The following is a 19,247-nucleotide window of genomic DNA, read 5'->3' as shown; positions in this document are numbered from 1 at the left end:
GCTTTGTGTCGAAACCGCGACATAACGCAATACAAGATACAATGAGTCACAAAGAGCTAGGCTTTGGGCGAGGTTCTCTCATCGCCGTCCTTTACGGACCAGACCAGTCGTAAAAAAGTGCGGGTGGCGGCCCCACTCGTCCGTGTGCGATGGCACGGATCGACTCGGCGTTGCGATTTAGGCAGTTCTTTTTTTCTGAATCGCGCCCGCAATGAACTCGGATACGCGGATATCCAGTTCAGCTCGCTTCTCGGGGCTGAGGTGCAGGTAGTCGTCGTAAGACGAGTGGCGAAAAGGCCACTGAGACGCTTGCTTCGTGGCAGTAGCGGCCGGTTCGGCCCCTACCTGAACATTCTCTAGATATCGCAGCGGCATACCTGCTTGAGCTTCTAGGTTCCTCGCTCTACGGGAACCGAAACTCTTCGTGCGCAGGAGCTGGGAGATCTCACTCTCGTTGAGACCGTGCGCCAGACAAAACGCGCGCGTGTTCGGATAGTGCGCGGAAATCCACGCACGTAAGCGGTCTCTGCGGACCTGCATTTCCTGCGCAGCGGCGTCCATGGCGGGGATTCTGCATTAGCTCGCCCTGCTTTACCAAAAAGTACAACACAACTGTACTGTTTAAATGTACTATTTAGTACATATGAGCGCCTCCAAACATTACCCCCGTATAGAGCCCCTGATTGAGTGGCTGAGACAAACTCCGCTGGACGAAGCCAGGGCGATGTGTGCAGCCCAGCGCACTAGCTGGGAATACCTTCGACAAATTGCCTACGGGTACAAGCTTGTGGGCCCTCGAAAGGGGGTGGCGATCGAGCGGATAACGGGAGTCTCCCGACAGCTGCTCCGTCCACACGATTATTGGCTGGCATGGCCAGACCTGCCCGAGCCGGCACAGCCTCAATTCAAAGTTCACAGTGATTCATAGCGCTTAGCCGCTGAACATCAGCTGTATCTCTCTAAGGGAACATTCATGGGTATGAAAACCGCCGTGGTCGCTCAAAACAAAGGTGGGGTCGGCAAAACTGCTGACACCGCCCACATTGCATTTCACGCCGCCGAAGAGGGACTCAAAACGCTCGTGGTGGATCTGGATACCGGAAACCTGTCCAAGACTATGCGTCGGCACCGCTTGGAGGTGCCGGCGAGCGCGCTGTTTCTGGACGAGGTGCCGGTCATCCCCGAAGCCACTGGCCCCATCTCCTTGCTGCATGCTGACCGCTTGCTCGCCAACGTGATCTACATGCCAGCCGAACGGGCGCTTCGAAATTTCCCGGTAAATCTGCGCGAGTTTGAAAAGCGGGGCTTCGACCTCTGCGTGATCGACACTCCCGCCAGCATCGGGATCGCCACCATTACTGCTCTGCGCACCGCAGATGCGGTGATCAGCCCGGTCGAGATGGAGGATTACAGCATCGAGGGCATAAAGGACATGATGCGCGTGATCGTCGGTGCTAAGCAGCACAACCCAAAGCTGCATTTTCTGGGCATCGTGCCGAACCGGGTTGACCGCCGCAATCCGCGCCAGGTCAAACATCTCGCCGAGGTACAAGCGGCGCACGGCAAGCTTCTGGCCCCCGTCGTGGTAGGCCTTCGCACTAGCGTCGCAGAGGCACTGGCGGAGGGTGAACCCGTCTGGAAGAGCAAAAAGACGACCGCACGGGCCGCAGGGGCGGAGATGCGCGCCCTCGGCGATCACGTCCTTCAAGCGATGGGAGTGGCGAAATGAGTTTAGCCGCTAAACACGGTGATGCCGGCGGCCTGGACCTGGCCGGCCTGGGCGATCTGGCCGCGATGCTGGACGGAGCACAGCCCCAGGCGAGAGAGCCCGGGATGTACGACATCAGTCGCATTCATGAGGATAAGCGGAACTCGCGTGGCGAAGACAATCCGGGGTACAGCGAGGAGAGCATCCGCGAACTTGCGGAATCGTTCAAACGTCGCGAGCGCCAGGGCAAGCGCGGCATCAAGTCTCCTTTGTCGCTGCGCCCGCACCCGACCATTCCAGGAGATTTCATCATCAATCACGGTCATCGCCGCTTTCGCGCCGCGAAGGTCGCCAATTTTACGTCTGTGCCGGGGTTTGAGGATCCTGATTTTGATGACGTGGACCAAGTCGTCGAGAACGTGCAGCGCGAGAATCTGACATTCCGTGAAATTGCCGACTTCATTGGCGGGAAGCTGTCGGCCGGCTGGACCCAGGCCGGCCTGGCGCGTGAACTCGGGAAATCCAAGGCCTGGGTAAGCCATCATGCTGGCTTACTCACGCTTCCCGAACCCGTCGCCGAAGCGGTTGCGGCGGGGAAGGTGACTGATGTGACGCTCGCCAATGAACTGGCCGTCGCGCACCGTGAGCACCCGGAGGCCGTGGCAGATCTATTGACCGCGACCGAGGCCAAGCCTACGCGGTCGGCGGTGAAGGCGATTCGGAAAGCCCGAGGTGCGAACCGAACGTCGCCGGACGCACTGCCGGATGAGACGCTACAGTCATCGCGTGATGAGACGACAGCCCGCGCCGTAGTGGCGCAGTGTTCGACCCATGTATTCCTTGCAAAAGAGCCACGCACCCCACCCGTAAATGGCGAACTACCGCCTACGGTATGCCCGGAAGTTCAACGAAGCATGGATCGTCTCGAGCAGCATGGACGGGATAGCGCAAACCCGGCGCTCCGAAAGAAGGGGACTGATGCCCTGGCTCGCCTCATCAACATCGCACAGCGCGATACTGGTCAAAGCAAACGCGTGGCGGACTTTCTGCTCTCGTGGTGGAACGCGACCAGCTGCGGTGGTTTCGACCTGACCGATTTCTGGAACGTCGACGCTGAGGTAGCCGATGACATGCTCGTTGTGATTGGTCTGATCCGCCAAACACGCGCATATCCCGATACCCTGGGGACCGAGATTCATGGACAGTTCAAGGCACTAGTCTCGCTTTGGCGTCCGGCACTGTGCGACGCCTGACAGATTGTTTAGCGGCTAAACACCGAAAGAGGAACCGCCCATGGAAAAGTCTCTGGCCAAAATCAATGCTCAGATTGAGACCTTGCAGCGCCGGGCTGACACGCTTCGCATAAATCACAGGGCGTCGGCGCTACAGAAAATCCTGCGCCAAATGCACGAGTTCCAAATCTCGCCGGAAGAGATCCAAACCGCCTATGCAAAAAATAGGCCCGCGCGCGCCAAGCGCCGCGACGTCCAGCGTCGGTCCGACTCTCGAAGCGTCGTGGCGCCGAAGTACCGCAATCCCGAATCGGGTGAAACCTGGAGCGGCCGCGGCCGTGCCCCACGATGGCTCACGTCGGCCGAGAAGGCAGGCCGCAACCGGGATGACTTTCGGGTTTGAGTCTCAAAGACGAGGCTGAACAAGCGGTCCCTCTTGGAAATTGCCCTGCGGTAAAATGAAACGCTTGGAGATACGCCAATGTCGACTGCCTTTGATCTCAACGAACGTCGCCGCGTCGTCCTGAACGCGGTCGCGAGTCAGCGTCTGGAAGGCCTTGAGCCCGACCCGAAGACAATCGCGGAGCTGGAACGCGTCGCTGAGGGCACCTTGACCATTTCGGACGTGATCAAAACACTGCGCTCCCGCATCGCTGCGGGCGATTTTCGCACCCCTAGCGAGTGACCAATAGCGATGGCCGCCTTCTAGGTGGCCATTTTTCTTCGCCCATGGCCAAATATCCCAGCGATGCCAAAGACCCATATGTCGATCCTACTACCGGTGTCCTTCGCAACCGGCTCGGGATCAGCGACCGGGCGGAACTCGATAGGGTGGAGGCGACATTTGCGGCCGTGCGCTCTTATGAACTCGCGATCAACCCGGTCCCTGGCGATTATGATCTGGCGCACCTTCAACAGATCCTCAGGCGGCTCTTCGGAGACGTGTATGACTGGGCGGGCCAACTGAGGACTGTTGATATTTCGAAGGGCACCACATGCTTTGCGAGCCACCAGCAGATCGCAAGCTATGCCCCTCAGATCACACGCCCGCTCGCGCGTGACCAGCGCCTGCAGGGACTTTCTCCCGAGCGATTCAGCAGCAGGGCCGGCCATTATCTCGGCGAGTTGAACGTGCTGCATCCGTTCAGAGAAGGGAATGGAAGGAGCATTCGTGAGTTCATCGGTCAGCTGGCACGCGACGCTGGATATGGCATCGACTGGCAAGAGATCGACCGGGCGGCGATGACCCGCGCCTCAATAGAAGCATACGAGGGTGATTCGAGTCGCATGGCGTCTCTAATCCTTTCGGGCCTGCGTGATCTTGACCGCGAGTTTGCGTTGGAGCTAGCCAGAGCTGTGCTCGGAGACGACGCCCAGCCCATCCTTGCGGTTCAGGGCCAGACATACGATGGCATGGTCGTGGGATCCACTGAGCGGTACATCCTCCAAGAACTGACGGATCGTGGCGGAGAAATGGTCCTTCACAGCCGAGCTGCTCTCGTAAACGTGCAGCTGGCGGTACCCGGCCAGGCGGTGGAAATCCGATATCCCCACGGAAGAGTGGGCCTAGTTGAGAAGGCAGTCGAGGGACCAAAGCCCGAGCTTGCCCGGCAGCGCGAGAACTCTCGCGAAATCGACCGCTGAGGTATGACCGGCCGATTTACGACCCGAAGGCTACGGTGGCGATCGCTCTCCTATGTGGTGTTTGGCACGCAATCCAGCGTTCCTGCAGCTAGAGCTTGAGTTGTGAGCGCTCCAATCGGAGCGCTGTCCCCGACCGTCAGAATCTTCTTCAGTCTGCCGCTTGTCCGACAGGCGCAGCAGATGAAATGGACATCGCCGCGTGGTCTGGCCAAGCAGAGATCTTTGGTGGGAACAAGATTCCAGTTTGGCAACCACGCGTCGTTCCTAGAAATGACCCTGTAGTTGTTGTACCGTCCGTAACTGATTCGGAATTAAAGGTCAGTTGGCAGGTAGGGGCGAGGCGTCACGGCTTCAAAACCACCTTGATGCAAGCGTCGGCTTTGTCCCGAAACGTTTTGTACAGCTCGGGGCCGGCCTGAAGCTGTGCTCGGTGCGTAATTACGAACGACGGATCAATCTTTCCCTCTAGGATCAAGTCAAGGAGTTCGTCTGTCCAGCGGCGCACATGCGTTTGGCCCATCCGCCAGGTCAAACCCTTGTTCATCGAGGCCCCGAAGGGGATTTTGTCGATCATCCCGCCATAAACGCCCGGTATGGAAAGGACCCCGGCCGGCCGGCACACGAAGATCATCTCGCGCAGCACATGCGGGCGGTCCGTTTCCGCCCCGACCGCTTGTTTGACGCGGTCGTACGCCGATTCCATCGTGCTGCTTGAGTGCGACTCCATCCCGACAGCGTCAATGCACTTTTCGGGTCCTTTTCCCTGCGTGAGGTCGTTCAAGCGATCAACGACGCTCTCCATTTCAAAGTTGATGGCAATTGCGCCACCGTCTACCGCCATCTTGAGCCGTTCGGGCACGCTGTCGATGCAGATCACCTGCTTGGCGCCGAGCAAGATGGCACTCCTAATCGTCATCTGTCCCACCGGGCCAGCACCCCAGATGGCAACCGTGTCGGTGGGTTCGATATCGCACTGCAGGGCAGCTTGCCAGCCGGTGGGAAAAATGTCCCCAAGGAACAGCACCTGGTCGTCCGACAACTCTGGTGGCACCAACACATGCGTCGAATCTGCAAAGGGCACACGGACATACTCTGCCTGGCCTCCCGCGTAGCCGCCGGTGAGATGGCTGTATCCGAAAAGCCCTGCGGTCGTATGTCCAAACATCTTCGCGGCTTTGTCCGCGTTCCTGTTCGTACGTTCGCAAGCAGAGAAGTTTTTCTTGACGCATTGTTCGCACTGCCCGCAGATGATGGTAAAGGGGACAACGATGCGATCGCCCACCTTTAGGTTGTGGGCCTCCGGGCCGACTTCGACCACTTCGCCCATGAACTCGTGGCCTAGGACATCACCGGACTTCATTTCAGGCATGAAGCCATCGAACAGGTGAAGGTCAGAACCGCAAATCGCGCAGGAGCTTACCTTGATGATGGCGTCGCGGGGGTGCTCCAAAATTGGATCCGGAACCGTGTCATAACGCACGTCATGTTTACCGTGCCAGCAGAGTGCTTTCATGAAAATCCCCTGAGAATCGCGACCGCGGCAGTGCGATCAGTGCTCAGGCAGCAATTTGCGTTCCGGGAGGTCCGCCGCGTACTGCGCCAGTGGCTGTGGCAGGTCGTCGGCATGAAAGTTGCTCATCATGCCAGTGACTGCACAGGGGATGTTGATGGCGCGGAATCAAAGTAGAAAGGAAAGTCAGTCCGGGAGGAAGTCCGGACCTTCAGAAAAATCGGGTTCGCGAATTGCTCGTCTTTTTGACCATCTGGCGGCACACGCCACGAAGTCAGCGGGTTCGTCTACCGCCTTCTGCCTCGCCATTTTCGTAGTGCTGATGTGGGCCATATCTGGACCCGCGTTCGGATACTCCGAGACCTGGCAGCTTGTGATCAATACCGGCACGACGATCATCACCTTCCTCATGGTGTTTTTGATTCAGCAGAGTCAAAACAAGGATAGCGAGGCTCTACATTTGAAGCTCGATGAGTTGTTGATCGCGATCGAAGGCGCGGACGAGGGGTTGGTCGACGCCGAACGCCTTGATGAGGATCAGCTCCTCGCCCTGGCAAAGGCGTGCACGGCCCGAGCTCGACGCCAGGGAAAAGGCGGGAAGGACCGCGCCAACGAACCCCACGAGTCGCGACGAAATAAAAGGCATGCTGGGCTAACTCGGGCACGCCATTTTTCAAGTAGGCGCTTTGCCACCGCGGCACGAACTGCGAGGCAATAGAAGTCTCATCTAAGGCCATGTGCTGTGGAATAGAAGTTCCCAGGATGCGTTAGCGCTACGGCAATCACAGTGGCCGTGGGACGTGGAAATTTACCGTCGCCGCGATCCGCGCATTAAAGCCATCGGCCAACTTTGCTGGCCGGGCTGGACTCCAGGACGTTTGGGCCCTTCCATGCGCTATTTCTTCCAGTCGGTGTGCAAACGCGGATTGCTGTGCTCGGCCCTGGTAGTGGGAGCGGAAGTTTTTGGCGTGTCGGCGGGCAGCCGTGGAGCGGCGCGCCGCTGTGCTTCGGTTTGGAATGCGCTCACCGGCGGGTACCTGCTACTAGAGGCAGTTTTCATCGGCGCCACCTTTGTGGCTTTCTCAACTGAGCATCGTTTAATCAGAATGCAGCAGATTCCGACGGCGTTCAAGTTCGGCTAGGCGCGCTTCACTCTCTTCCCTCCATCCCGCCTCCCATGAGGCGAGTCGGGCGCGCCATAGCCGAATCGGTTCGCCCGTGTGAGCCGGCATGTTTCCCGCGATCATCAGCGGGCATGCGGATAACGGGACGCCGTGCCTTGCTGCCTGCCGGCCTGCTTGCCGAATTTGATCGTACATTTTTCGGCTCCCACCCATCCTTCGTCATAACCCGACGATGTACTTATGCAATCGACGTGTCCAGTCTCGTTACTGAACGAAATAGGGGGCTGGATCGCAGTCCTGGGAGAGCGGGCCGCGCGCCCGGCGGCGCTGGCCATTAAGCCTGCATTCGCGGCGAAATGTCGATCCGGCATGCGATCTGTTCCAGATAGCGAAGAAGGTGGCGGCCTGACCAAACCGACGGGGCGGCCGTTTATTCGGACTCGTTCTTGCGGGAGACCAGCGCCAGAAGCGTGTTAATGGGTACAGGCTTTTCAAACCATGAATTGACGCCGTCGGGATATTCAGTCACGTCATCTTTGCGAGCGGTTCCGCTCAGGATGACGATTCGCATGTCAGGAGCGCGACTCTCATTCTTCAACTGTGGCGCCAGAGTCAGGCCAGACCCGTCACGGAGGTGTACATCCAGGAAAATGATCTCCGGCGCAAATTCTCTTGCGAGTCGGAGAGCGGTTGCACTGTCCCTTGCAATTTTGACAGAAACAAAGTCGTCCAACATCAAACATTCAGCGGTCATCTGCGCCGACAAATCATCGTCGTCAACGATAAGGACACGCATGGCTTCGGCCCTCGAACTTGTACTTTGCAGGTTAGCGCTACCGGGGACAGGTAGCAGCTAGATGGGTCAGGATCTCGAAGTTTAGCAAACAGGCTCTTTGGGAACGCAACTTGCCATGCCGTCGCAACGTGCGCGATGCACGTCATTTTCATCACGGGAGAACGAGATGGCTACCAGCAAGAAGGGCGATAAAGCGAAAATCCACGACCTGCTGTTTCAGGCGCTGGAGACAGAAATGGGGGGCATCGAGGTGTACACCGCGGCGCTGAGCTGTGCAACAAACGAAGATCTGGCCAAGGAGTGGCAGGGTTACCTGGACGAGACAACAACCCACAAGCAGGTGCTGCTGACGGTATTTGAAGAATTGGGCTTAGATCCGAATGAGGAGGTTCCCAGTCGTGAAGTCGTGCGGCACCATGGTAAGTCGCTCGTGGCGGCTATTGAGCTCGCCAAAACGGGCGGCGACCCTGCGGCGGCGCAGATTGTGGCTGCGGAGTGTGTCGTGCTCGCCGAGACGAAGGATCATCAAAATTGGGAGTTGATTGGCCTGGTGGCAGACAAGCTTTCGGGCGCGGAAGCAAAGGTGCTGAAAAAGGCTTACGACGCGGTGGAAAAAGATGAAGACCATCATCTTTATCACACGATGGGCTGGAGCCGTGAGCTCTGGATTGAGGCGCTTGGGTTCCCCGCAGTCCTGCCTCCGCCAGAAGAAGTCAAGAAAGTCGAAAGCGCCATTGGTGCGTCGAGGGCAGAGCAGAATCGCGAAAAAATGCTCTAGCTCAGGCCATTCGACTTGTCGGCTGATCGCTCTGTCAGGCCCCTTTTTTCCAGGGGCTCTTTCTTTTGCTTTGATGCGTTTCGCCGGGATGGGATGGAGATGACGCGACGGGCGGGGAGGGTTGACCCGCCGCCCCGCCGCGTCGTAAAACGACCAAAAAGGCGGGGCGTTATCTCTTTGCGGGCATTGATAAATGGTCGGCCCGGAGTGCCGCAGGGGAAAGGTATTGTCTGATGAAGATTGATTGGACTGCAGACGCAGCGAAAGCGATTCTGCGGCTGGCGAGTGCAGATCAGCGGCGCGTCATCGATGCCGTTGAAGATTTCAGCCGATGCTTCAAACATGAGGCGGCAATTTTGTCATCCGAAGGCCTGCGCCGCGTGGGAGGGTACCAGATATCGTTTGGCGTGGTCGACGATGGAATAGAGGTGCGGGCCATCAAATTGAGCGGAGACAGGGGATGAAGGAGATCGGCCCCAACGTCTTACATGTCGACGGTGTTCCCGTATTTGTGGTGCTACGTTATGACGAGTACCAGCGGTTGCTCAAGCTTGCCTCCGCTTCGCAGGCTAGACCTCCCAGCATTGCCGAATCGCCCCATGCGTCCCAGGCTTCGGTGGCAGAGGACAGCCTGACGACGCCTTCCACCGACCCGACAGAGCTGCCCTTCGTCGAGGAAACTGGGCGCCCGCGTATTCCTATCGGCGGCCTAATTCCACATGAGGTGATCGTTGCCGCAGTACACAATCATTGGTCGCTGGCGCGCGCTTGGCGTGAGTACCTCGGACTGAATCAACTCGCCTTGGCACAGCGACTTGACGTAAGTGTGTCGTCATATCTGACGATGGAGGCCGAGTTTTCGCGTTTGCCCCCCACTAGTCGGGAACGTCTCGCGGATGGGTTAGGCATTGGGGTGGAGCAGCTTAATTCACGACCGCGTCGGTTACGCCGGACAGAGTATAAGTGAACGGCGGATCCGCCATAGAGATCAATCCACTCAATGTCCAGACGCCGGATCCCGCGTGCCTAGGGGCTCGTCTGCTACCGCAATTCCAACCCTACCGTCGGGCAGACGATACCTCTTGCCCGATAGCCAAGTTACGAACTCGCCAGTCGGCAGCGTGCATATGAATTGAGTGTGGAGCGCACCACGGCGACTTGGTGCCAGGACTACCCGGCGTTCCACTCGGCACGTCGAATGATCGGGCAATTCGAGGACCACATCGGACAGTCGAGAATCGGCGGGCATGCTGAGCCGTCCTTTCGTTCCCTGCGTGGGTGGAGGGGGAAAGCCCCTTGCGTCGAATTGTCGGACTGGTTGGCTCGGTGCGCTATCGGTTGTCTGGTGGATAGTCACGTCAGCGTCCGCCGGAACAAGGGGCGAAAAAGTAGCGCGCGCCGGCTCCGGGGGCTTCGTGTGGGAACAAAGAAAGACCATCCTCCACATCACGGAAGGATGGAGCAAGCTAAGAGGCTGGCGCGCTTGTTGGCCTCTTAGCTACGCGAGTCAAAATCGCCAGCGAATATCCAATGAGCCGGTGTTCTGCCGATTGCCGCCTCCGAATTCGCCGCCGTAGGCGAGCCCGGCCGTGATGCCGCGCACAACGACAAGGTCCGCGCCCAGCTCGACGCGTGCCGCGTCGCGCGCAATAGGTGCGCCGGCGACGGAAAACGGCACACCCTGATCAAAGGCCAGCGTCTGTGTGGCCTGCGAGCTGCCGTAGGCGTGACGCCAGCCAAGCATGCCGCGCAATTGGATGTCGGTCTGCGATGGCGCCCACTGAGCGCGTACGCCCGCCAGCGTGCTGGTGTTGTCCTGTCGCTGGGCGCTGCCGGAGAGTGCCGCGGTGCCACCGGATTCGGAAAATCCACGCACGCGCAAATCGTTCCACGACAGGCCGACGAAGGGCTCGAGCGTCACCGTGGGCGCCACTGGCATCGAATAACCTGCTTCGGCAAACAACTGCGTCGTGTTGCCGGTGTAGTCGGCCTTCAGCGTCTGATCCATGCTGCCGTAGCGCACTTGGCGGTGGGTATCGATGTCATGCCAGCTATAGGCCGCGCCGGCCAGTAAGTTGAACGCGCCGGCTCCCGTCGCGAAGGACCTGCCGACATACAGCGCTGTTGTATAGCTCTGCGTTTTCGCGCTTGCCGTTCGCTGGTCGGGGCGCAGGCGCGCGTCGGTATATCCCAGGGCACCTCCAACTCGCCAGCCATGGCCCACACTCGCATCACCTCCGAGGAAGACGCCGGTACTGCTCTGGTCGGCGCCGGGCGCGTTGCCGTCGCCGGCCTGGCGCTGCCAGTCTCCGGTCATCCGTGCCCACAACGGCGACGCGCCCGAGCGGGGCAGGACCGCAGGGGAGGCCGGCGCGTCGCTCATGCCGGCTTGGGCGCTGGGAGCGCCCGCGACCATCCGCGCAGCCAGGTTGTGGCGCAACTGGGCCAGACCGAACTGCGTCGTGAACGGTGTCGCATTCATGAGGCCGGAGATCACGCTGGCGTGCGTGTCGCCCGACAGCTGTTCCAAGGCTTGGCGCAGCGCACTCTCGTCGTTGCTGAGCATGGCCGAACGCCACACCTCGTGGCGTTCCGGCAGGGAGTCGATGGCGCTTGCCACAGCGCGCTGGTTCGGTGTCCGCGCGACGCTCGCCACGCTGCGGTCATTGCGATCGAGTGTCAACGTCACGTCGTTGCCATCGCCGCCCGTCATGTTGACTGAGGCGTCCAGAAACAGCAGCGGATTGCTGACCGTTGCAAACTTGCCGACGACTGCACCGTCACTCTGCTTCGAGATGAGCGTGTACGGACCCGTACTCGCGCTCCACACCGAGGCATCCGCGGGCGACAGGCGAAGATCCAACATCGCACCCGTGATGTCTACGCCGCCCGCCACTACAACGCTGTCATGCGTCCTGGGCGTGGCGTCAATGCGCAGGGTGCCGTAGTTGACGTAGTCGCCAGAAACGGACTGCACGCCGATCGAGTCACCGCCCGGTGCGTGCACCGCTCCGGCGGCAATGGTAGCCGTGCCCAGCGTGCCTTGGCCCGCCAATGTGGCCCCCGGGGCTACCTTCACGCTGCCGCCCAGGCGCGCGCCGTCGGCAAGCGTCAAGCCGCCTGCAGAAACTGTGGCCGTGCCGGCGTAGGCGCTGCTGTCGGAAGCCAGCGTCAGGACGCCCGCTCCGGTCTTGTTCAGCGCTCCACTCCCCGACACCACGCCTCGCAGAACAAAATCCGCCGGAAGATCCAAGGCGCCTCCCGCCGAGCCCAGTTTCAGACTGCGAGCGGAGCCGCGATAGGCCGCGCTGGCGATCCGCAGGGTGCCGCCGTTCAGCGACAGGCCGGCATCCGGCGCGCCAAGATTGGCGTCGGAGGACACCGTGAGGACGCCCGCCGAAACCGTGGAGCCACCGGCATAGGTGTTTGCACCATTGAGCACAAGCGTGCCGCCCTGCGTCTTGTCGATGCCGCCGGCGCCGGAAATCACGGTGTCGATCGTCGCGACTGCCCCGCCAAGCACGCGCAGTTCGCTGCCGCCCGCGCGCGTTTCCAGGGTACCCGCGCCGTTCAGCCGAAATCCGTCGGCCACGAACTGCAGGCCTTGAAAAGATTGCGTACCCGCGACGTCAACGGTGCCTCCGCCTGGCGTCAGGAAGACGGCTTGGTTACCCGCCCAGACTTCCGGCAGCGTGCCTCCGTCGTTGAACCAGTTGGCTGCCCCGGACCCCCACGTTCCGTCGCCACCCCGCCAGGTCTGCAATAGATCGCTGCCCGGGGCGCCGACACGCAGGTCAAGGTGGCCCGCAACCTCTGTCACCACTTGTGCTTTGCCGGATGCGAGCGAGGCGGGAACAGCGCCAAGTTGAAGACCGCTCCCGTAAAGCCCACCGCCATAGCTGATCAGCCGGTAGTAGCCCAATCCGGCCGTGCCGGCCGGATCATTCAATCTCAGGATGCCGTCCAGCGTGACGTTGCCGTCGACCTGCAATTGGTCGCTAGCGCCGGGAGCGGTTGCGCCCGAACCTGGGGCGCCCAACTCATAGTCCAGCATCCCGCCCGCGGCCAGATTGAAGTCGCCGGCAACCCGGAGGCTCCCCAGCGAATTGCCCGGCGACAGCGTCCCGCCGGAGGCGACGGTCGTGGCGCCCACGGTGCCACTCCCGGCCAAAATGGCACCGCTGCCAACCGTAATCGCCGAGTTTGCGATGGAACCGTTGACCGTCAGGGAACCTGCATTGATCTGCGTGGCGCCCGTGTACGTGCTATTGCCCGACAGGACGAGGGTACCGGTGCCTTGCTTGCGCAGCCCACCCGTGCCATTGATGGCGCCGGAGAAGGTCGAGTTCTGGTTTCCTGCGCCCACAGCCAAAGTGGCGCCGCCCAATCGCACATCGCCAGCCCCGGACAGACCCGCGACCGACTGCCCGTAGCCGTTGAGTTCCAGTACCGCGCCGCTGCCGACATTGAGCGCGCCCGTGCCCAAGACCTGTGGCGCACCCGCGGCCAGCATGCCCCCCAGCAGCTCTGTGCCGCCTGTATATGTGTTGGCGCCGGACAAGGTCAGCTTGCCGAGCCCCGATTTGGTCAGGAGCCCGACACCGTCGAGCACCGTTGATATGCCCACGTCCCGCCCGGCTGAATCCAGCTCCAGCCCGCCGGCTCCCAAGGTCACATCGCCCGCGCTGAATCCCTGGAAAAGATCGGCTTCGGATGTCGCGGCCCGCAGTACGCCGCCGTCGAAATCGACGGTTCCTATGGGCGCGTCGGTATGTTTGATAATCGGTCCAGTCTGAAGAACTCCGCGCCCCGTGGCGGCCGAGCCGGCGACACGCATCGTGCCTCCACCAGATCCGATTTCCATGCGCGAGGCGTCCACGGTGCCGCCATTTTCGACGGTGAGCGTGCCCCTCGCTGCGGCTAAGTTGCCCAGGAGGACGCCGGTGGTGCTAGTCAGCAGAGAATCCGCTCCAGAAACCAGCGCAGAGCCGCTGGAATAGACGCCAACAAACATGCGCGTCGCTGTCATACTGCCCCCGCCGACAACGCGCAGTTCGCCTGTTGACCCGGTTCCCAGATCCGCTCCTATGTTCACATAGTTGGCGGTCCATCTGGTATCTGTGCCGGTGACCTCGGCCGTGCCCCTGCTGCCGATACCTACGTTGTCGGACGTGAGCTGCGCGCCGTTGCTGACAGACAGTGTTGCATCGGCCATCGAAGCGATGACGGTCTCCGACGTCGCGCTACCCTGCCGAGCGCCAGACCCCGTTAGCTCCATGGTGCCCGAGGACGCGTATATCCCACCGGTCCCCGTGCTGGAACCCGTCAAGCGCAGCGTCCCGGTGCCGATCTGGCTGATGTTGCCAGTACCGCTCATGACGCCTGCATAGTTCAGGATGCCCGCTCGGTTGAACACCACGGACGCGTTGTTGATGATGCTTCCGCCGATCGATCCGTTGTTCCCGCCGTCGCCGACCTGGAGAGTTCCAGCCGAGACTGTTGTGCCACCCGTGTAGTTGTTGTTGCCGAGGAGCACCGTGGTCCCGGCGCCGTTGACAGTCACGGAACCTGAACCGACGATCGCCGTGGTCATCTGGTAATTGCCAGCCCCGCTTTGGTTGAAGTTGATTCTTCCGTTGTTCGTCAGAACGGGCAACAGAACGATAGTGCCCCCGGCCGCAGCGCCAGGGGTAGCGTCGCCGATGTTGAGCGTGCCTGCCGCGTTGATTGTGAACGCCGGCGAACTGCCACTGAAGCTCAGGGAGCCGGTACCCAGGTTAAGGACTCCCGCGCCGCCGTCTGTTCCGCCGCCGCCCACCACGAGCTGGTTCAGTGTGGCCTGGGATCCCCCATTGACCGTTAGCGTGCCGGCGCCGCCCTGTCCACCGAGCTGCGTGCCGCCTACCGCCGCTCCGCCTGCCAAGCCTCCGACCTGCAGTGTCTCGCCGACCGAAAGGGCGGAGCCTGTCAGCGTTAGTGCACCGTCCCCGCCGCGACCGCCGCTGGCGCCCAGGCTGCTGCCCCCACCGCCGCCGCCAATCAGCATCGAGCGGTGCACTGACAGGTCCGCGTTGTTGACAAGGAGGCTGCCGTCCGAACCGGCCCCGCCCGCCTCGATTTTGCCCGCACCGCCGCCGCCGCCACCGATGCCCACATAGTCGTAAGAACTCGGCGCAGATATTGCGCCGGACGAAATCGCTTGTGCCCCCTGGCTTGCTGTGCCAGCGAATGTCGCGCCGTCCACGCCGGTGATGGAACCGCCGTCGCCACCGGCCCCGCCATTGCCCACTCCGCCGCCCGCGCCGAGCCCACCACCCCCACTGCCGCCGCCGCCCGTTGCACCGGTGGGACCACCGGCTCCGCCGCCGCCGCCCAAGCCGCTCTGCCCTCCTAAAGTGCCGGATCCTCCGCCCAGACCGCCGTCTGCACCGCTCGCGTTCCCGCCGCGCGATCCCGACCCGCTGGAGCCGTCGCCGCCCTGTACCAAGCCGCCGCCCGCGCTACCGCTGATTCCAGAGCCGCCACCCCCACCGCCGCCACCGATCCCGCCGCCTCCGCCACTGCCGACCGTGAATTGGCCCAAATTTGATATGCCGCCGTTACCGCCGCTCCCGACAAGCAGGTTCTGTGCTGATGCGGGGCCGGCGGCCACGGGCACGGACATGGCTGTGAGAAGAGCCAGATACCCGGGAGTCAATCGGAGCTTGTGTTGCAGAGGGCGGTTACACATGAGAGTCGGCGTCAATGGAAAGCCGCTTTAGTAACACATTCCGCTAAAAAATTACAGATTGAGACGTGTCAGGGTGGTCGATAGCCTTCCCCGGAGCGCTGTTACGTTCGCCAGCAACGAATTTCGGCGTATCGAAGGCGGGGGCCGCGTTCATCATTCAACCGAAGTTCAGCTCACACCGGGTGGCGGATGAAATCGCGCAGCTGACTCGGCTTGACCTGGGTGCAACGGAGGGATGTTGACTGACTGCGGAAGGGGCAGGGCGTATCCATTGGCGGTCTTGATTGCCTGTCTTCCACCAAAGCTTCATCAACGTTCTTCGGTGTCACGGACGCTGCATAAACTCCACAAAGGCCGCGGGGCATAGCGGGCGACTGACGAGATAGCCCTGGATGGAATCGCAGCCGGCGTCCTTCAACTCATTGGCCTGATGTTGGTGTTCGACCCCTTCAGCGATAGTTTTCATGCCGAGCGAACGAGCGAGACTGACGACGCCGCGAATCACGGCCGAGGCCTTGTCTGATGCCGCCAGTCCACGAACAAAGGACTTGTCGATCTTGAGCGTATCACAGGCCTGCCCTCAAAGGCGCTAGCGAAACTTCCGAAGACTCAGCAGGCACAGATGCGGAATCTCTACGTGGCGATGTCACGTCCAACGACCCTGCTATGCCTTGCCGCAAATGAGAGTCGTGTCCCTCAGAAGGTACGTGAGGCCCTCGCTAGTAAGGGCTGGCACATCGAGACCGTGACTTAAAGTCACTCTTCGGACGAGCGCATCTCCAGTAACCGAAGCCGTTTTCCAAGTATTCAGTGGTCCGAAGAAATCCGGCAGGTCAGACGGTCTCCAAAATCATGATTCCAAACAGAACACAAAAGATCGGTCGCAATGAGCTTTGTCCATGCGGTTCTATGAAGAAGTACAAGCGATGTCATGGCGGCATCAACGAAGTTCGGTCCCCCACTCCGGGCCAGATCGATGCTCAGTTAAAAAAGCTATCGCCTAAGGCCGCGTGCTTGGCCCCCCCTGCATTGCATTGCGACTGTCAGGGGAAAGTAATCGATTCGCACACAGTTTCTCGGTCTGGGAGCTTAGGAGCGATCATCAGGGATGGTCACGTCTATTCGTACGCGTTCACCCTTCAGCATATTGATAGGATGGGCGGAAAGCTTATCCCTAAGCTTACGGGATGGAAGGACGCATCGACGTTCCCTGGGTTCTGCGCGCATCATGACAAGCAGATGTTTGCTCCGCTGGAAGATGTCCCATTCACAGGAAGTGAGCAACAGTGTTTCCTACTGGGCTACAGATCTATCGCCTGGGAGGTCTATGCCAAACGGCGAGCCGTGACCAACGGCGACTATCGGTCTGTTCTAAGTGGAGCAAAGGGTGCTATGGCGAAGGCCGCTATGGACGCGTTCAACCACATGACCCAACTCGGGCTTCGGGACGCGGAAGCCCACAAGGCGAAATATGATGCCGTGCTGGAAGCTGAGCGGTGGACCGACTGCCATGGCCTTTTGATTGAGTTCACCAAAACTTTCCCGATACAGTGCGCAGCGGCATGGTCTCCAACCAACGACATCAATGGAGACGAACTGCAAGACCTCGGAACTACGCCGCGAACGCCGGCCACGGCAACGATAGGGTCATTTGCTGCTAACGGGAAGAGCTACTTCCTGTTGTCATGGCTCAAGGACAGCTCGGTCGTCGCGTCGAAAATTGCGGACTCCATCGTCGCACTCCCGTGTAACAAAGTCGCTGGAGTCATCGCCGCTCTACTGGTGCAGACGTCTGAGAACTGTCACTTCGCGCCAGGTTGGTACGAGTCTCTGTCGGACGCCGGAAAGCGATGGCTTGAAGCCCAAGGAAATCCGTTTATTCCCACACCACCGCCCAGCAAAATGGCGATTTCGGCATACTTCCCAGATATAGGGGTGGCCCGTACGCACAGGTTCTAGGTCGCGGGGCCCAGACTCTCTTTCACCGGTCGAGAGGCGACCCTCAAGCGACTAATTTAGCTCGCTTCCGCGGGTGTCGGTCGACCTTGTCCCCGTCTGCCTTGATTCCGGCCGTTGCAGCGGCTTTTCCCAGATGTCCGCTCCTGGCCGAAAGCTGCCAAGCGGAAGGCCTTTGCCGCCCCATTTCGCGGCTCGAGGGAGGCAACCCGCTTATGATCCCGGGGCTACGAAAAAGCTATAGAAGGGTCCTCGCTCATTATTAAATTCAAAATAATAGGGCCTTGAATCAGCGTTGCGGGATCCTATATCGGCATTGAAGCGATCGAGTGCGGGTCGCCCTGACGGTGACGTTGCGCGGTCTCGATCCTTCCGGAAAATGCTCTGGAGGTAATTATGGCTAACTACCCTTTCACCGACAGCAGTGTCGAGTCCTTGTTTGACGTGGTTCAGGAGCAGATGGACCGGATATTTCGTAGCGCGGGCGGACCGGCTACCTTGCGAACAGTGCCACGCGGACGTTTTCCACCGGTCAACATCGGAGTTTCCGACGACGCCACGGTGGTCGTCAGCTTTGTGCCCGGTATTGAACCCGAGGCCTTGAAAGTGTCCCTGGAAAAGCGACTGCTGACCATCAGCGGTACTCGAAAAGCACTGACCCTTCCCGAAAATGGCCGCTACTACGCCCGAGAGCGTGCCGAGGGGGATTTCACGCGCGTTATCGAGCTGCCCGCTGATGTCGACTCTGACAACGTCGAGGCGCGGTACGTCGACGGTTGCCTGCTGATATCGATCAAGAAGAAGGAATCGTCAAAACCGCGTCTGATCGCAATTCAGTGACGGGCCTCGTGCTCTACCTAGGAGAATTGATCATGAATGAGCGTAATGATCTCGCTGTCGAGCAGGTAGGCCGCTCGAAACAGCAACGTCCAGCTAATCTTCCCGCGGTGGACATCTTCGAGGACGCCACCGGGGTCACCGTCCTCGCCGACCTGCCCGGCGTCACGAAGGACAGGCTGAACATCAAAGTAGAGTCGGAAATGTTGGTCATCGAAGGCGAGGCCTCGGTGCCGGTTCCCGACGATGTTCGGCTCATCCATGGCGAGCTGCGCGAGCCTTTGTTTCGCCGCTCGTTCAGGCTGGGGCCGGAGTTTGACAAGGACGCCATCAGCGCAAGCTTGAAGCACGGAGTGCTTACCCTGCAAGTTCCTCGCATCCGCGAGGCGCTCCCGCGACAGATCCCGGTAACCACGGCGTGATCCATAGCGCATGCCGCGGTGGCGTTTCGCCGCCGCGGCATATGAGGACCAAACTATGAACGACCTCGTCCTAACCGACCACAAGGGATTCCACCTGGGGGTCCGCGCTGTGCCATTGCGCTGCCTTGAACAGTTCGGAACGCTGCCCGAAGGCTTTCTCCCGTTGGTCCAGGTCACGTACTCGACCTTGGTGCTGGTCGATTGGTGCATACCCAGCCCGCTTAGACCTTGCGACACGCCGGCACGTGCCATTCGGGAGGGCACCGCATATTTAAAGCTCTTGATTGACTCGGGCAAGGTCAGTCAATACCTCCCGCGACCCGAAATGCGGTGAGTTGTGAAGCTTGCTGGGCACGAGGTCATCTTCCTGATTCCGTCGGGCCTATTGTGCCGCATCCGCTAGGGGCGGCGGGTGTCGTGTGTCATATCTCAATTGCTCCGGCGGCGAGATTACAGCACGCGTTGCCGTTGATAATCGTGGAGAGCGACTGCAATTGGCCGGAGGCTGGC

At 60.4% G+C, this 19,247-nt stretch carries 18 protein-coding genes and 2 pseudogenes; 14 read left to right on the top strand and 6 right to left on the bottom strand.

Translation table 11 applies throughout. The features are described from left to right. Positions 1-177 precede the first annotated feature (177 nt). Entirely contained in the window at positions 178-561 is a 384-nt protein-coding gene (locus RT614_RS04840; protein ID WP_313620723.1) for a hypothetical protein, read from the bottom strand. A 412-nt stretch (positions 562-973) separates the two neighbouring features. On the opposite strand from RT614_RS04840, the gene RT614_RS04835 reads away from it, so the two are divergent. From RT614_RS04835 to RT614_RS04815, 5 genes are all read left to right on the top strand, one after another. Further along, positions 974-1,729, top strand: a complete 756-nt coding sequence (locus RT614_RS04835; protein WP_313620722.1) for a ParA family protein — start codon at positions 974-976, stop codon at positions 1,727-1,729. Next, a complete protein-coding gene (locus RT614_RS04830; RefSeq protein ID WP_313620721.1) occupies positions 1,726-2,961 on the top strand; it encodes a ParB/RepB/Spo0J family partition protein in 1,236 nt (411 codons plus the stop codon). The genes RT614_RS04835 and RT614_RS04830 overlap by 4 nt, the downstream gene beginning before the upstream one ends. Positions 2,962-3,001: 40 nt before the next feature. Beyond that, positions 3,002-3,343, top strand: a complete 342-nt coding sequence (locus RT614_RS04825; RefSeq protein ID WP_313620719.1) for an H-NS histone family protein — start codon at positions 3,002-3,004, stop codon at positions 3,341-3,343. Between the two features lie 78 nt (positions 3,344-3,421). Further along, the gene (locus tag RT614_RS04820) at positions 3,422-3,625 is read left to right on the top strand and encodes an antitoxin VbhA family protein (RefSeq protein WP_313620718.1); all 204 of its coding nucleotides are present in this window, start codon (positions 3,422-3,424) and stop codon (positions 3,623-3,625) included. A 44-nt stretch (positions 3,626-3,669) separates the two neighbouring features. Beyond that, entirely contained in the window at positions 3,670-4,584 is a 915-nt protein-coding gene (locus RT614_RS04815) for a Fic family protein (RefSeq protein ID WP_313620717.1), read from the top strand. Positions 4,585-4,927: 343 nt separating this feature from the next. On the opposite strand, the gene RT614_RS04810 is transcribed toward RT614_RS04815, so the two are convergent. Continuing rightward, complete coding sequence (locus tag RT614_RS04810) at positions 4,928-6,097, bottom strand: zinc-dependent alcohol dehydrogenase (protein ID WP_313620716.1); 1,170 nt, start codon at positions 6,095-6,097, stop codon at positions 4,928-4,930. A gap of 127 nt (positions 6,098-6,224) precedes the next feature. On the opposite strand from RT614_RS04810, the gene RT614_RS04805 reads away from it, so the two are divergent. Together RT614_RS04805 and RT614_RS04800 are read left to right on the top strand one after the other, a co-directional pair. After that, positions 6,225-6,812: a low affinity iron permease family protein gene (locus RT614_RS04805; RefSeq protein ID WP_409558425.1), complete on the top strand. Its 588-nt coding sequence runs from the start codon at positions 6,225-6,227 to the stop codon at positions 6,810-6,812. 82 nt (positions 6,813-6,894) lie between these two features. Beyond that, positions 6,895-7,236 carry a hypothetical protein gene (locus tag RT614_RS04800; RefSeq protein ID WP_313621573.1) on the top strand — a complete coding sequence of 114 codons (342 nt, stop codon included), beginning with the start codon at positions 6,895-6,897 and terminating at the stop codon, positions 7,234-7,236. Here RT614_RS04800 and RT614_RS04795 read toward each other — a convergent pair. After that, on the bottom strand, positions 7,192-7,413 hold the full coding sequence (locus RT614_RS04795; protein ID WP_313620714.1) for a CrpP-related protein: 222 nt from the start codon (positions 7,411-7,413) through the stop codon (positions 7,192-7,194). The genes RT614_RS04800 and RT614_RS04795 overlap by 45 nt on opposite strands. Before the next feature lie 235 nt (positions 7,414-7,648). Then, on the bottom strand, positions 7,649-8,014 hold the full coding sequence (locus RT614_RS04790) for a response regulator (protein ID WP_313620713.1): 366 nt from the start codon (positions 8,012-8,014) through the stop codon (positions 7,649-7,651). A 166-nt stretch (positions 8,015-8,180) separates the two neighbouring features. Between RT614_RS04790 and RT614_RS04785 the strand changes: the two genes are divergently transcribed. From RT614_RS04785 to RT614_RS04775, 3 genes are all read left to right on the top strand, one after another. After that, entirely contained in the window at positions 8,181-8,792 is a 612-nt protein-coding gene (locus tag RT614_RS04785; RefSeq protein WP_313620711.1) for a hypothetical protein, read from the top strand. A 233-nt stretch (positions 8,793-9,025) separates the two neighbouring features. After that, positions 9,026-9,256 carry a hypothetical protein gene (locus RT614_RS04780; protein ID WP_313620710.1) on the top strand — a complete coding sequence of 77 codons (231 nt, stop codon included), beginning with the start codon at positions 9,026-9,028 and terminating at the stop codon, positions 9,254-9,256. After that, positions 9,253-9,759 carry a helix-turn-helix transcriptional regulator gene (locus tag RT614_RS04775; RefSeq protein ID WP_313620708.1) on the top strand — a complete coding sequence of 169 codons (507 nt, stop codon included), beginning with the start codon at positions 9,253-9,255 and terminating at the stop codon, positions 9,757-9,759. Before RT614_RS04780 ends, RT614_RS04775 begins: the two co-directional genes overlap by 4 nt. Before the next feature lie 540 nt (positions 9,760-10,299). Here the strand turns inward: RT614_RS04775 and RT614_RS04770 are convergent. Beyond that, positions 10,300-15,081 carry an autotransporter domain-containing protein gene (locus RT614_RS04770; RefSeq protein WP_313620706.1) on the bottom strand — a complete coding sequence of 1,594 codons (4,782 nt, stop codon included), beginning with the start codon at positions 15,079-15,081 and terminating at the stop codon, positions 10,300-10,302. Between the two features lie 766 nt (positions 15,082-15,847). Then, positions 15,848-16,081: pseudogene (locus tag RT614_RS04765) on the bottom strand (EAL domain-containing protein); the annotation flags it as partial. A 293-nt stretch (positions 16,082-16,374) separates the two neighbouring features. On the opposite strand from RT614_RS04765, the pseudogene RT614_RS29050 reads away from it, so the two are divergent. The 4 genes and pseudogenes from RT614_RS29050 to RT614_RS04750 form a co-directional block, all read left to right on the top strand. Next, positions 16,375-16,458 (top strand): annotated as a pseudogene (locus RT614_RS29050) (SEC-C metal-binding domain-containing protein); the annotation flags it as partial. 303 nt (positions 16,459-16,761) lie between these two features. Further along, the gene (locus tag RT614_RS04760) at positions 16,762-17,481 is read left to right on the top strand and encodes a hypothetical protein (protein WP_313620704.1); all 720 of its coding nucleotides are present in this window, start codon (positions 16,762-16,764) and stop codon (positions 17,479-17,481) included. Between the two features lie 393 nt (positions 17,482-17,874). Next, a complete protein-coding gene (locus RT614_RS04755; protein WP_313620702.1) occupies positions 17,875-18,318 on the top strand; it encodes an Hsp20/alpha crystallin family protein in 444 nt (147 codons plus the stop codon). A 32-nt stretch (positions 18,319-18,350) separates the two neighbouring features. Next, positions 18,351-18,737: an Hsp20/alpha crystallin family protein gene (locus tag RT614_RS04750; protein ID WP_313620700.1), complete on the top strand. Its 387-nt coding sequence runs from the start codon at positions 18,351-18,353 to the stop codon at positions 18,735-18,737. Positions 18,738-19,247 lie beyond the last annotated feature (510 nt).

The sequence above is a fragment of the Achromobacter sp. genome (assembly GCF_032102605.1).
In the GTDB taxonomy this organism is placed as follows: domain Bacteria; phylum Pseudomonadota; class Gammaproteobacteria; order Burkholderiales; family Burkholderiaceae_B; genus Achromobacter.
The sequence above is the reverse complement of the archived record's forward strand: the minus strand, read 5'-3'. Positions and strand labels throughout refer to the sequence as shown.